We start from the raw sequence: 13,105 nt of genomic DNA, 5'->3' as shown, positions 1-13,105 counted from the left end.
TGGAGTTTTTTTGTTTAGAACTAATATGTGCTGACAAAACAAGTGTATTCTCAAATATATCATCGGGGTATGGAACAAAAAGCTCTTCTCGATGAAGAGATTGTAGAATATGTGAAACAAACTAGTCTTAAAACGAACTAAAAAACAAAAACAAGCTCAGGACAATATGGGATAATGAGATAATAGTTGTTAGGAAAAAGATTAATTGAGCTATTAATAAGGAGGTTCCCCCCTTTGATCTAAGTCGCCGCAGCCATCATCGAAAACGAGCAAGGACAAGTCCTCATCGCCAGAAAAAAGCCCGGCAAACCGCAGGCAGGCCTGTGGGAATTCCCGGGAGGAAAGCTGGAGCCAGAAGAATCGCCAATCGACTGTCTGAAACGCGAGCTTCGCGAGGAGATGCAAATCACGATCGAGCCTTACGCATGGTTCGGAACAAACGATCATCATTATGGCGAAAAGCATATCCAACTGATTGCATATAAGGCCCGGTTCATTGACGGCTCCATCCAACTGGTAGATCACGACGAGGTTCGTTGGGTGAAGCGGCATGAACTAGTTGAGTATACCTTTGCTCCCGCAGATGTTAAGTTCGTTGAAATACTGGCAGCTGAAGCGGGATGCTCAATTGGACATGCACTGTCAGTGGAAGACATTAAAATATACGATTTTTTTCAGCGGAAGCGTTGACGGGATCAAACCTCCGAACGACTTGGATCATGTCTCTTTGCATTCGGTTGTTCCGGATCGGTCGGTTACTGTTTTGCCGGCGCTTCATCTCAACCGTTTGGAGCAACTGGAGAAGAAAGGAAGAAAGCTGGACCGGGAGATTGGCGATGTAGGGCATCGACTGCAGCTTACGAAGCAGCTGGTGAATCAACTTCACAATCAACACCACAAAGCGGAAGAAGGAAAGCAGAATGCGGAATCAGAAATGACGGTACTCGCTAGGAAGATTGAAGACATGAAGGGAATAGTGCCTGAGATCTTTAACGAGGCTAAACAAATTTATGCGGAGAAATATGCCAAGGAAGAGAAACCGGCAATTAGGGCGCTTCGGACAGATGCGGAAAAAGGGGAAGTTACCTTTGAAGAAGCAAGAAAGGAAGAAGTAGATCCTGCGGCTCCTGAAAATTACCGAATTGCCAAGGAAAACTATGAGCAGCTGGAGGATGAATATAAGCGGACCAAAATTCTGCTGGAGGCGGATGAGCAGCGGACGGTCGAATTGCAGGATCTTTTGGAAACAACGATTAGCATGCGCGTAAGCGAAATTCAGCAAAAATTCAGGTCCTATATGTCTTTGTTTCAATTTGAGGGCCAGGTAGACTGGGATTCTCATGAGGACAAGCAGGGAAGAACTCACTTCCATTTGTATTTTGTATATACATTTTCAGGGGGCGGTTCCATGTTTCATGTGCAAAAGTGGGGCAATAGTCTAGGCATTCGCATCCCGAAATCCCTTGCTTTGAAGGTTGGGCTGGAGGAAGGGTCGGAGATCGATCTTGATGTGGAAAACGGCCACTTGGTTATCAAGCCGAAGTCCACTACACTGGGGGAGCTTCTTACTCAAGTTACACCTGAGAACCTTCATGAAGAGGTGTCAACAGGCGAGCCGGAAGGTCGGGAAGCATGGTAAAAAACGAATATATACCGGATCGCGGCGACTTGGTTTGGTTGCAGTTCAACCCGCAGGCGGGGGATGAACAGGCAGGCAGGCGTCCGGCACTAGTGGTTTCTCCTGCAGCTTATAATGGAAAGGTTGGACTTTCCTTGTTATGCCCGATAACCTCAAGGAGAAAAAGCTACCCCTTTGAAGTTATTATTCCGCAAGATTTGCCGATTGATGGAGTAATCCTTGCCGATCAGGTTAAGAGCCTTGACTGGCAGTCCCGTCAAGCGATGTTCATCTGCAAAGTTCCGCCCAAAACCCTCTCCGAAGTTATTTCAAAACTGAGCTTGCTAATCCTCTGACAAAATAATGCTTCCGAGACCTTGGTCAAGACCCCATTTAGTGGACAACGAAAAAAACTCCAGGATACAAGCTGGCTTCGGTATTCTACCGGCGTCAGCTTGTTTATGATCATGCTGCTCGTCATGCTGGACCGGGGACTGGACGAGTGGTTCAAGTCGATTCTCCCCGAGGAAGCCGCCCCATTTTTCTGTGAATATTTGACGGACAAGGAATACCGGAAGCTAACCCCGCCCACGCATCCATAAACTCCACCGCCTTTACCCGCTGCTGCCACGTCCGGTCTATCGTACGCAGCATTTGCCGGCTGCCGGCGCGGGAAGGGAAACGGAAAGCGGACCAAACTTCGAGCGGGAGCGCATAAAGGGCGGCGATGGTTTTTCGTGCAGCCTTGCCTAATGGCCGGTGTTGTTCGTACCCTGTCAGAAACGATTGGATGAACTCGGGATTGAACTGGGTCGTGTTTTTGATCGCCTTAGCCGTATCGATAAAGGCCGAGCCCAGCCGAATCCGGTCCCAGTCGATGAGAAAGAGACGCCCGTCGCCGGAAAGGATGACATTCGGCATCGTGACGTCGTTGTGAACGAATGAGGGACGAGCGGCTTCGTCCTTGATGAGCCGGATCGTCTCCGGGGTGGCGAGCTCGCTCCATGCCCGTTCCGAAAGCGATGTGCAGGCTTTGCCGTACGTTTCGATCCATCTTCGGTATCTCCCTTTTTGATGCAAACGCGCCGTCGTTTTGCGGAAGAAGGAATCCTTTGTTTTCCATAACCGAATTTGTTCAAGGGCGGGAGCCCGTTTGAGACCGGCCTTTCCCGGGGGGATGGCATGAAGCGCGGCTAAAGCCTGCCCGAGCTGCTCAAAGTCCTGCGCCGTTTGCATGGGGCGCCCTTCGATCCATGCCGTAACGTAGAAAGGCCTTCCCCGATCCAGAATCCACAGCTTGCCTGAATTCGCCGGAAGCCACGGCGGCATGTGCAAGTACCCGCTGTTCATCAAATGCCTGACATCATCTGCGGCTGAATTCATTTGTTTCACGGTGCTCGTGCGAAGAAGCTCGCTTTTGATAAAGGGTTTTAGCGCATAGGTTCCCGTTTCCGTTTGCATGCGAATCACGGCATGTTTACGGTAAAGGGACGGCATCGGCGCCGAGGAAATCATGTTCAATCCGAATTGGCGGGCGATGCCGCGAATTTGCGAGCGTGGATATGGAACGGGCATGGAAAGCACTCCCTTCAGCGATCACGGCCATGCTGCCCCGAGGAGCGAAGATGGACGTTTGATCCTATCCTATTCGTCCCAACAGGGAGTGTATGGATGCACGCCCGTAACTCTTCCCATGAACAGCCCATTTTTCTTGCAATCATCCGCAAAGGGGATATGGCGGCAAGTCAAGCGTTCACATCCGCTTTTTAATATTTTTCGAAAGCACCTTTTAAAGGCGAAGCAGGAACCCAAGCATCAGTTCATCCGGCACGCTCTTAAGGGGTGCATTTTTTGTGTTCATGAAATTTACGCTTCTGTCCATATCCAGTTCTTAACCAGATTTGCCGATAAATAAGAAAGCAGGAATCGTAAACGGTTTCGAGATGGGCGCATTGTCTCGGCAACCAGTTCCTACGCAAGCCGGCGGCAGCCTTCTACAATGCCGGAAAGCGGCGTCAGGGATAAATCGAGAGAGGTTAATAGGCTGCAGCGCTGGCATGATCAACGAGAGCCAAACACAACAGGAGGGGATCAGATGTTTTTTCAAAAGAAGAGTCGGAGGGATGATGACATATCTTTGCAGGCTTCGACCGACATTGAGGCGAAGGGGCATTTAAAGCAAAAGCTGGAGTTTTTGCAAATTCATCAGACCGATTTGGAGAACGTGCGCCGGTTAACCGCGCTGATGGATGCGCACGCGGAGCGGATTACCCATCGGCATTACGAAATTTTGGCGCAGGTTCCGGAGATGCGGGAGATCATCCGGCAGCACAGCAACAGGGAGCGCCTGACCGGCACGTTTATCGCTTATTTGAAATCGATCCCGCGAGTGGAGCTTGATTTGTCCTATTTCGAATCTCGGATGCGGATCGGTCATATCCACAGCCGCATCAAGCTTGCGCCGGAATGGTTTATCGGAGCGTTCACGCGGATTTATGAAGAGCTTGTTCCGCTCATATTAGAGGAATTTCCGAATCGGCACAAAGCCGCGGCGATCATCACGTCGCTGAACCGGATCATCACGCTGGACACGCAGCTGGTGCTGGAAGCGTACGATGAAGCGCATCATTACCAGGTGATCGAAACGAACAGCCAAATCGTCGAAACGTTGATCGAAATGGACAAAATCAAACCGCTCCTCGATTCGGTCGCGCAATCGCTGGATGAGACGAACAATGTCAGTACGGGCGCGCGGCAGCTTTCCGCATCCGTTCAGGAGGTGGCCGAACACGCCACCCGCATGGCGGCGAGCAGCAAAGGGATGCAGGAACAGGCGCGGCAGGGGCAGGAAGTGATCGCTTCGGCGCTGAACGGATTTTTGGCGATCATCGAACGGTTCGCGGACACCCGCAGCCGTTTCGAAGAGCTGCATGAGACGGTGCAAAACGTGACCCAGGTTGTCGGCCTCATCCGCGAGGTGGCGGAGCAGACGAATCTGCTGGCCTTAAACGCATCCATTGAAGCGGCGAGAGCCGGGGAGGACGGCAAAGGTTTCGCCGTCGTCGCAAGCGAGGTGCGGAAGCTGGCCGAACAGACGAAGGGCTCGGTGGAGCAGGTGACAAGCAGCATCGCCCGGATGGATCAAACGACGTTCGATGTCCGGCGCCAAACCGAAGAGATGGAGCAGGACATCTTCGGGCACGTAAACCGCGCGCAGGAAGCGATCGGCAGTCTGGACCACATGATGCAGCTGATCAAAGGGATCGGCGAATCCACGTCCGGCATCGCGGCGGTCGTACAGGAGCAAGCCGTGGCAACGAAAGACATATCGGCCCGCACGGCCGTCATGCTGGAGCATCAGGAACGGATTCAGGAGCATGCGCTGGCGACAGGCAAAGACATTTACGAAGCGAGCAAAAAAGTAAACGGGCTGCGGCTGCAAACCCTTGGTTTGTTTCCGCGCCTGAGCGAAGAGCAGACGCTTCGCACCGTAAAAACCGACCATCTGCTGTGGCGCTGGTGGGTATACAACAGCCTGCTCGGTTTTCATCGGCTCGATCTCGAGTCGGCGGGGGACCATCATGCATGCCGTTTGGGCAAGTGGTACGATGAACGCCGAACCGATGAGACCCTTGCCAAGCTGCCGTCCTTTCAGGCGCTCGATGAACCGCATGAGCGAATCCATCGGCTGGCGAAGGAAGCCTCCCGGATGATGGACGGCAAAACCGCGGCGTCCCAATCCAGCAACGTGCTGAAGCCGATTGAAGAAGCATCGCGCGAGGTGCTGGGGCATTTGGACGAACTTCGCCAGGAGCTGTTTGGACGCAAACGCAAGCAAGCCTGAGATTTTTCTCCAAGGCAGTTCGCGCTTTGAACGAATCCCTATAAGGAACATGCAACCGCCTCTTCTCCACCCCAGGAGAGGAGGCTTTTTTATGCCCGCGAGCGGCACCCGGCCGTTTCATTCTCCAAGCAATGCCTCCTTCCGATCCATCCCTTTTTTCCACCTTAAAAAATCACCAGCCCACAAAGAATCCAGCCATGGAGCATCCCGCCTTCCGCCGTTAGTATGAAAGTAGAGGATTTGGCAAAATCCGAAAACTTTTGAGTCTCTAACCTATTCCCATACGGCAGAAGGAGGATCGATATGTCAACGAAACCCGAAGCGGCCGAAGCGCTGCCCCCGGGCATGGGGCGAAGACGCGTCAAGAGCGGCGGCATCGCCCGGCTGATGTGGAAGTATAAGGCGCTGTACATCATTTCGCTCCCCGGCATTTTGTATTTTCTCATTTTCAAGTACATTCCGCTTGGCGGCTCGATCATCGCGTTTCAGGACTACAACATTTTTAAAGGGTTTACCGGCAGCGAGTGGGTAGGCTTTGCGCATTTCAAGACGATGTTCGAGCATTACGACTTTTTGCGGATTTTGAAAAACACGGTGCTGATCGGGCTGTACGACCTCGTCATCGCGTTTCCGGCGCCGATCATTTTGGCCATTTTGCTCAATGAACTGCGGCTTGTCATGTTTAAAAGGGTGGTCCAAACGGTCGTGTACATGCCCCACTTCCTGTCCTGGGTCGTCATCGCCGGCATGTCCGTCGCCATTTTGTCGCCCGCCACGGGCATTCTCAATCAGCTGCTCGGGTTGTTCGGCATCGACCCGCTCTATTTTTTAGGCGATAACCGTTACATCCGCAGCGTGCTGGTCGGCTCGGGCATTTGGCGCGATACGGGGTACGGCACGATTTTGTACCTGGCGGCTTTGGCGGGGATCAACCCGGAGCTGTACGAGGCGGCGGAAATCGACGGGGCGAACCGCTGGAAGCAGACGCTGAAAATCACGCTCCCGGCGCTGCTCCCGACCATCATGATTTTGTTCCTGCTGCATATCGGCAAGTTCCTGGATTTCGGGTTTGAACGGGTATGGGTGTTCCTCAACGCGCTGAACACGGAAAACGGAGAAATTTTGGACACGTACATTTACCGGGCGGGCCTGCTGTCCCAGCAGTACAGCTACACGACGGCGGTCGGGCTGTTCAAGTCCGTGGTCGGCCTGGTGCTCGTGATGGCGGGGAACTTCTTCAGCAAAAAGACGACGGGCGAAAGCCTGTATTAGAGGATTTAACGCAACATCCCGATAAAGAGGAGGAGGACCCATGAACCGGAAAATGTCCGGCGGCTACAAAACGTTTAACGCGTTTAATATTTTGTTTTTGACGATTCTCGGGCTGGTCATGTTCCTGCCGTTCCTGAACGTGATCGCGCAGTCCTTCAGCTCCTCGGCGGCGATTACGTCGGGAAAGGTCACCTTTTGGCCGATCGAATTCACGCTGATCAATTACGAATACGTGTTCAGCGACGCGTCCATTTGGCGCTCCTTTGCCGTCTCGGCGTTCATTACGGTGGCCGGCACGCTGGTCAATCTGGTCGCCACGGCGACGCTGGCTTATCCGGTATCGCGGCAGGAATACGTGGGCAGGCGGATCGTCGTGCTGCTGGTGCTGGTGACGATGATTTTCAGCGCGCCGCTTATTCCGAACTTCATTTTGATCAAAAACCTGCACCTGATGAACACGCCGTGGGCGCTGATTCTGCCGGGAGCGATCAGTGCGTTCAACTTTTTCGTGATGCATTCGTTTTTCAAGCAGCTTCCGGTCGAGGTGATCGATTCCGCGCGCATCGACGGATGCGGCGAGCTGAGAATCATGACGAGCATGGTCGTGCCGTTGTCCAAGCCGGTGATGGCGTCGCTCGGCATTTTTTACGCGGTAGGGCATTGGAACGCCTACATGAGCGCGCTGTATTACATCGATCAGCCGAAATGGTGGCCGCTGCAGGTCAAGCTGAAAAAAATGTTCGAAACGGACGATATCAGTATTGACCCCGGCGCCTCGCAGTTCAGCGATTTGGCGTTTACGTCCCCGGAAGGCATCAAGATGGCGACGATCATGATCGCGACGCTGCCGATCATTTTAATTTACCCGTTTTTGCAAAGGCATTTCGTGAAAGGGCTTACGCTCGGAGCGGTCAAATCTTAAAAAATGCCCAGCGCACATGAAGTTGCTCCCTCACGGTCGCTGGGGCTTTAACGATACAATCTGGCTAGCGAAAATCATCCATGACCTGCAAACATCATTTTTTTGAGAAGAGGGGATAACATGAAAAAATGGGCAAGCTTGTTGCTGGCGGGCGTTATGGCTGCAGGGCTGCTGGCGGGATGCTCGGGAAAACAGGAGGCGTCCGGCGGGCAGGAGGAAAGCAAGGAAGAAACGAAGCAGGCGGCAGCGGATGAGGTCACGAAGTTTTCGATTTCCTTGCGGACGCTCAATTTCGGACATGTCGAGAAATCGCCAGATATCAACCAGGACAAATGGGTGAAACGGCTCGAAGAGCTGACGAAAACGGATTTGGATATCCGTCTCGTGCCGCATAAGGAATACGAGCAGAAAATGGCGCAAATGTTCGCGACGAACGACATTCCGGACGTGGTGCAGGGCCAGGGCGGCGTGACGGGCAAAGAGATGGCGGGTTCCGTGGAAGCCGGCGTATTCATGCCGCTCGACGATTTGCTGCAGCAGTATGGACAGAACCTGCTCAAGAAAATTCCGAAGGAAGCTTGGAATCGCATGACCTATCAAGGTAAAATTTATGGTATCCCGGAATGGCTGTCCAACCCTTCCCGCCGGGCGACGTGGATTCGCAAAGACTTGCTGGATCAGACGGGACTGCCCGTGCCGAAGACGGTCGACGAGTATTTGAACGTGCTGCGCGCCTTCAAAAAACTCGGCGTGGAGAACCCGTACATGGGAAGGCAGGATTTCAAATATGCGGATACATTCTTTGGTGCGTACGACGTATTCCCGTATTTAAGCCAGTTTGAAGAAGCGAACGGCGAGGTGCAGCCGAAGTTTTTCGATTCGGAAAACATGATGAAAGCGCTCTCCACGTATAAAACGATGTACGATGAAGGGCTGATCAATAAAGAGTTCGCGACGATCAATCCGACGACGTTCAAAAACACGATCCTGGCGGGCAAAGCCGGCATCTGGTCGATGAACGCCAACGAGCTGATCCAGTGGGAAACCCAGCTGAAGGAGTCGGTGCCGAACGCGAAGCTGGAAATCATTCCGTCTCCGGTCGGACCCGACGGCAAAGGCGGATATTATTTGTACGGGGACGTCAACCGCTCCTATTTCATCAACGCCAAATACAAACATCCGGAGAAGGTCGTTCAATTCCTCGACTGGATGGTGTCCGACGAAGCGGAGAAGTTCTTCACGTTCGGGGTCGAAGGCGAGAACTACACGATGAACGGCGACAAAATCGACTACAAGCAGCCGACCGATGCCCAGGCCGTCGACGAAGAACGTTACCGCCAGTCGTTTTTGTGGCTCGTGCAGGATACGACTTATAACAAAGGTTCGCTCAGCCTGACGGAAGAAGGGCGCAACCTGATGAGCGTGTTCGATAACATTCTCGCGAATGAAGGCCGCGACGGCATGGAATTCGAGCCCAGATTGGAAGCGCTTAAAAAGAACCCGGACATTACGCCGCTGTCGGATACGCCGCCGCCGGTCCTCATCACGCATATGGTGAAAATGGTGTACGGCCAGGAGCCGATCGAAAATTGGTCGAAGGTGATCGAGGAATGGAAATCGAAAGGCGGCAAGGACGTGCTGGCCGAAGCGAACGAACGGTTCCAGAAAAAAGAAGGCGTGTTCCTGCCGCGAAAATAAACCGGCGAGAGCCGGCCTTGCGGACGCTGGATTTTAGCAAAACTCCGGGATCCCGGATGAACGAAATCGAAAGGAGCTGTTCGAGCGAATGTATCGCATTCTCATTGTTGATGACGAGCCCATGATATTGAAAGGTCTGACCGTATTCATTCGGCAATCCGGGGTTCCGGTCTCGTCCATTCGCGAGGCCGCCAACGGAGCGGAAGCGCTGGAGGCGGTCCGGGAAGAGCTCCCCGATTTCGTATTCACGGATATCCGCATGCCCGTCATGGACGGCCTGGCGTTATGCGAAAAACTCGCCGAAATGGACGTTCCCGTGCAGACGGTCGTCATTTCGGGGTACGACGATTTTACGTATGCCCAGACCTGCATGAGCTACGGGGTGAGGGAGTACCTGCTGAAACCGATCGGCAAAAGGCAGCTGCATGACACGCTGGGGCGGCTCGTGCAGCGTGCGTCCAAACTCGGACGCTCCGCCTATTTGTCGGTGGCCAAAATCGATGAATGGCTGGAACGCTTCGACCAGGCGATCTATTACGTGGACCGCGTGCAGGCGCAGGAGCTGCTGCAGTCATGGGCGGACGAGATTTCGGCCTATCGGCTGCATGATTCCGAGAAGACCGAAATGCTCGAAGAGTTTTATGCGCTGCTGATGAAAAAGCTGAAAGCAAGGGATGTCCATATTCCGCTTGCCGAATGCCTGCATCTGGAGCGCGGTCTGCCGTTTGCGGATGCCTGGAGCCGCTTCGGGGACAGCGTCGGGCAGACGCTGGAAAGCCTGCATCGGCGGAGGAAAGGCAAGCTGAAGGACCCGATCGAAGAGGCCAAGGCGTATATCGAACGCAACCTCGCCAGCGAGGTTTCGCTGGAGGAGGTGGCCGACCTGCTCGGGCTGCATCCGAATTATTTCAGCGTCATGTTCAAGCAGACGACCGGCGAGACCTTCGTTCAATACCGCACGAAACGGCGCATGGAATACGCCAAGCGGATGCTCGGCGAGGAGCGGCACCGGATCACGGACATTTCTTACGCGGTTGGATACGCCGACCACTCCAACTTCACGAAAACCTTCAAAAAATACGAGGGCATCTCGCCCTCCGAATACCGGCAGAAGCTGGGGATCTCTTCTTGATGTTCGGCAAAAGCATATCGCACCGCATCTTCTTTTATTTTACGGTGCTTATCGTCATTTCGTTGTCGGTGGTCGGCGCCATTACGTACGTGCAATCCTCGAAGCTGCTGGATCGCCAGCTTGAGCGGTATTTGTCGCAAATGATCGCGCATGCGGCGTACCATACGGATTTGTATTTGCAGACCTTTGACAATGCGAGCAAAACGATTTTGTCCGATCGCGACGTGCTCCAGTTCATGGAGATGGACCCGGACAACAGCTTCCAGTATTACGAATTGTCCGAGCGGATTCAAAAAAAGTTCGATCAGGCGTTTATCATCTACCCGCAGATCGACTTGATTTATGTCATCAATCAGGACGGCAAGGCGATTACGACGAAAGACATCATTCAGGACGAAGTGAAGGATTATAAAGCGTATTATGAGCTGATCGAAGGGCAAATCCCGAAGGACGGGCTCGGGGCGCTGATCAATTCGGCTTCGGTCGCCCCGGGGGACGCCCAGTACATTACGTTCATCCGCCGCGTGCGCGGGATCGTCTCCCACCAGCCCCGGGGCATTCTCGGGATGAAGCTGAACACGAAGGAAATATCGAAGCTGTGGGGCCGGATGGATCTCGGGAAAAAGGGATATTCCTTCATCGTGGACGGACAGGGCCATTTCGTCGATCAACCGGATCAGGTTGCCGCGGATGAATACATGAATGAGGAGATCAAACGTCAGCTGCTGGCGGGAGACCGGGACACGTTCACGGCAAAGGCGAACGGCGAGCGGCGAATGTACGTGTCGCAGCGGCTGCATGCGGCCGATTGGCGGATGGTCATCTCCGTGCCGGTGTCCGAGCTGCGCGAGCCGATCATGAGCATCCGGTACACGACGGTGATCGCCGGCGCGTTTACGCTCATGATCGCGTTGTGGTTCGCCGGCCGGTTCGGCAATTCGCTCGTGCAGCCGCTCAAGAAGCTGGTGCGGAACATGCGCATGATGGATAAAGGCGAATGGAAAACGATCGACGATGACGGGCGCCAGGACGAATTCGGCTTTTTGATCCGCAGCTACAACATGATGCTGACGCGGTTATCCGAGATGATCGAGCGGGTGTACGAAGCCGAAATCCGGTCCAACAAAACGGAGCTGAATTTGCAGCGGATCGCGCTGGAGCAGCACAAAGCGGAGTTCCAGGCTTTGCAGCTGCAGATGAATCCGCATTTCCTGTACAACACGCTGGAGACGATCAAATGTTACGCCGTCGTTCAGGATTCGGAAGAAATCATGGAGATCGTCGAAGCGATGGCCCACATGCTGCGGTATGCGCTTCAGACGAATTTGGCGGAAATTACGGTCGTCAACGAATTGAAGCATGTGCTCAGCTACATGACGATCCTAAAGTACCGGACGCAGCGCGAATTCGAGCTGGACGTGGCGATTCCGCCGGAGCTGCTGCTGCACAAAACGGTGCGCCTCACGCTGCAGCCGCTCATCGAGAACATGTTCCAGCATGCGTTTCCGGATGGCGTGCAGGATCACCACCGCATCCGGATCGGCGCGTTTATAGAGGAAGAGCGTTTCCACGTCGTCGTGGAGGACAACGGGGCGGGCATGACGGCGGAACGGCTGCGTTCCGTGCGGGAAAAGCTGCGGCTGAACCGGCTGGCCGAATCCGATACGGGTTCGATCTATCATAAAGGCGGTCTCGGCCTGATGAACGTGCACCGCCGGATTCAAATGGTGTACGGCGAAGCTTACGGGCTGACGATCGACAGCGTCCCCGGACAAGGGACGGCCATTACGATGTCGCTGCCGCTGGACGGCAGCATGGCATGCATATACGAAGAGAGGGTGGGATAACAGTGGATTTGCATGGCAAAATCGCGCTTGTGACAGGGGCAAGCTCAGGGATCGGCCGCGGGATCGCAACGACGCTGGCCGCTGCCGGCGCCGCGGTAGCCGTACATTACCGCAGCGGCCGGGAGCAGGCGGAAGCGTTGGTCGCAGACATTGCGGAAGCCGGCGGCAAAGCGGCCGCGTTTGGGGCGGACGTGACCGATACAAGACAGCTGGAGGCCATGGTTGAAGCCGTTCAGGCGGAGTTTGGCGGCCCGGTCGATATTTTGGTGAACAACGCGGGCCACTTGGTGAAACGCGTGCCGAACGTCGACATGACGGAGGAGCATTACAACCGGGTCATGGACGTGAACTTTAAGTCCTACGTGTTTTTAAGCAAGCTGGTCATTCCCGGCATGATCCGCAGGGGAGGCGGAAAAATCGTCAACATGACGTCCATCGCGGCGCATGACGGCGGCGGTCCCGGCGCATCGGTTTATGCGGCGAGCAAAGCGGCGGTCATTTCCTATTCGAAAGGGTTGGCCAAGGAACTGGCCGGCCATCGCATCAACGTCAACTGCGTGTCGCCGGGATTTATCGGGCAGACGGCTTTCCATGCGACCTTCACCTCCGACGAAGGCCGCGCGGCGACCGTCGCCAAAATCCCGCTTGGGCGGGAAGGCACGCCGCAGGACGTGGCGAATGCGGTGCTGTACCTGGCGTCGCCGTTGTCGGATTACTTGACCGGGGAGACGATCGAAGTGAACGGCGGATTGTTTATGCGTTAACGACGACA

At 54.3% G+C, this 13,105-nt stretch carries 11 protein-coding genes; 10 read left to right on the top strand and 1 reads right to left on the bottom strand.

The annotated features are described in order from the left end of the window. Nucleotides 1-255: 255 nt before the first annotated feature. The 3 genes from GQY55_RS19460 to mazF are packed head-to-tail and all read left to right on the top strand — an operon-like array spanning nucleotide 256 to nucleotide 1,974. Nucleotides 256-690, top strand: coding sequence for a (deoxy)nucleoside triphosphate pyrophosphohydrolase (locus tag GQY55_RS19460; RefSeq protein WP_306434070.1), 435 nt, complete (start codon nucleotides 256-258; stop codon nucleotides 688-690). Continuing rightward, nucleotides 584-1,639 (top strand): AbrB/MazE/SpoVT family DNA-binding domain-containing protein, encoded by a 1,056-nt coding sequence (locus tag GQY55_RS32120; RefSeq protein ID WP_442953639.1) that lies wholly within the window; start codon nucleotides 584-586, stop codon nucleotides 1,637-1,639. The genes GQY55_RS19460 and GQY55_RS32120 overlap by 107 nt, the downstream gene beginning before the upstream one ends. Then, nucleotides 1,633-1,974 (top strand): endoribonuclease MazF, encoded by a 342-nt coding sequence (gene mazF / locus GQY55_RS19450; RefSeq protein WP_160043546.1) that lies wholly within the window; start codon nucleotides 1,633-1,635, stop codon nucleotides 1,972-1,974. Before GQY55_RS32120 ends, mazF begins: the two co-directional genes overlap by 7 nt. Before the next feature lie 151 nt (nucleotides 1,975-2,125). Here the strand turns inward: mazF and GQY55_RS19445 are convergent, their stop codons facing one another. Beyond that, nucleotides 2,126-3,193, bottom strand: a complete 1,068-nt coding sequence (locus GQY55_RS19445; protein ID WP_160043545.1) for an aminoglycoside phosphotransferase family protein — start codon at nucleotides 3,191-3,193, stop codon at nucleotides 2,126-2,128. Between the two features lie 520 nt (nucleotides 3,194-3,713). Between GQY55_RS19445 and GQY55_RS19440 the strand changes: the two genes are divergently transcribed. From GQY55_RS19440 to GQY55_RS19410, 7 genes are all read left to right on the top strand, one after another. Further along, entirely contained in the window at nucleotides 3,714-5,462 is a 1,749-nt protein-coding gene (locus GQY55_RS19440) for a protoglobin domain-containing protein (protein ID WP_160043544.1), read from the top strand. A 345-nt stretch (nucleotides 5,463-5,807) separates the two neighbouring features. Then, complete coding sequence (locus GQY55_RS19435; protein ID WP_160043684.1) at nucleotides 5,808-6,734, top strand: ABC transporter permease; 927 nt, start codon at nucleotides 5,808-5,810, stop codon at nucleotides 6,732-6,734. Nucleotides 6,735-6,774: 40 nt separating this feature from the next. After that, the gene (locus GQY55_RS19430) at nucleotides 6,775-7,656 is read left to right on the top strand and encodes a carbohydrate ABC transporter permease (protein ID WP_160043543.1); all 882 of its coding nucleotides are present in this window, start codon (nucleotides 6,775-6,777) and stop codon (nucleotides 7,654-7,656) included. Between the two features lie 120 nt (nucleotides 7,657-7,776). Further along, nucleotides 7,777-9,354, top strand: a complete 1,578-nt coding sequence (locus GQY55_RS19425; RefSeq protein ID WP_160043542.1) for an extracellular solute-binding protein — start codon at nucleotides 7,777-7,779, stop codon at nucleotides 9,352-9,354. Between the two features lie 121 nt (nucleotides 9,355-9,475). Beyond that, a complete protein-coding gene (locus GQY55_RS19420; protein ID WP_236575721.1) occupies nucleotides 9,476-10,486 on the top strand; it encodes a helix-turn-helix domain-containing protein in 1,011 nt (336 codons plus the stop codon). Continuing rightward, nucleotides 10,486-12,333 carry a cache domain-containing sensor histidine kinase gene (locus GQY55_RS19415; RefSeq protein WP_236575744.1) on the top strand — a complete coding sequence of 616 codons (1,848 nt, stop codon included), beginning with the start codon at nucleotides 10,486-10,488 and terminating at the stop codon, nucleotides 12,331-12,333. The genes GQY55_RS19420 and GQY55_RS19415 overlap by 1 nt, the downstream gene beginning before the upstream one ends. Then, nucleotides 12,330-13,097: an SDR family NAD(P)-dependent oxidoreductase gene (locus GQY55_RS19410; RefSeq protein ID WP_160043683.1), complete on the top strand. Its 768-nt coding sequence runs from the start codon at nucleotides 12,330-12,332 to the stop codon at nucleotides 13,095-13,097. The genes GQY55_RS19415 and GQY55_RS19410 overlap by 4 nt, the downstream gene beginning before the upstream one ends. Nucleotides 13,098-13,105: the final 8 nt, after the last annotated feature.

It is taken from the genome of Paenibacillus sp. USDA918EY (genome assembly GCF_009870825.1).
GTDB lineage: Bacteria > Bacillota > Bacilli > Paenibacillales > Paenibacillaceae > Paenibacillus_AQ > Paenibacillus_AQ albilobatus.
Note: the sequence above shows the minus strand (reverse complement) of the source record. Positions and strands in the feature narration are given on the sequence as shown.

What these genes read in the sequence shown, in the direction of transcription:
- GQY55_RS19415 (WP_236575744.1), top strand. Translation starts at nt 10,486, where the DNA reads ATGTTCGGCAAAAGCATATCGCACCGCATCTTCTTTTATTTTACGGTG.
- mazF (WP_160043546.1), top strand. Translation starts at nt 1,633, where the DNA reads ATGGTAAAAAACGAATATATACCGGATCGCGGCGACTTGGTTTGGTTG.
- GQY55_RS19430 (WP_160043543.1), top strand. Translation starts at nt 6,775, where the DNA reads ATGAACCGGAAAATGTCCGGCGGCTACAAAACGTTTAACGCGTTTAAT.
- GQY55_RS19440 (WP_160043544.1), top strand. Translation starts at nt 3,714, where the DNA reads ATGTTTTTTCAAAAGAAGAGTCGGAGGGATGATGACATATCTTTGCAG.
- GQY55_RS19420 (WP_236575721.1), top strand. Translation starts at nt 9,476, where the DNA reads ATGATATTGAAAGGTCTGACCGTATTCATTCGGCAATCCGGGGTTCCG.
- GQY55_RS32120 (WP_442953639.1), top strand. Translation starts at nt 584, where the DNA reads ATGTTAAGTTCGTTGAAATACTGGCAGCTGAAGCGGGATGCTCAATTG.
- GQY55_RS19435 (WP_160043684.1), top strand. Translation starts at nt 5,808, where the DNA reads ATGGGGCGAAGACGCGTCAAGAGCGGCGGCATCGCCCGGCTGATGTGG.
- GQY55_RS19445 (WP_160043545.1), bottom strand. Translation starts at nt 3,193, where the DNA reads ATGCCCGTTCCATATCCACGCTCGCAAATTCGCGGCATCGCCCGCCAA.
- GQY55_RS19425 (WP_160043542.1), top strand. Translation starts at nt 7,777, where the DNA reads ATGAAAAAATGGGCAAGCTTGTTGCTGGCGGGCGTTATGGCTGCAGGG.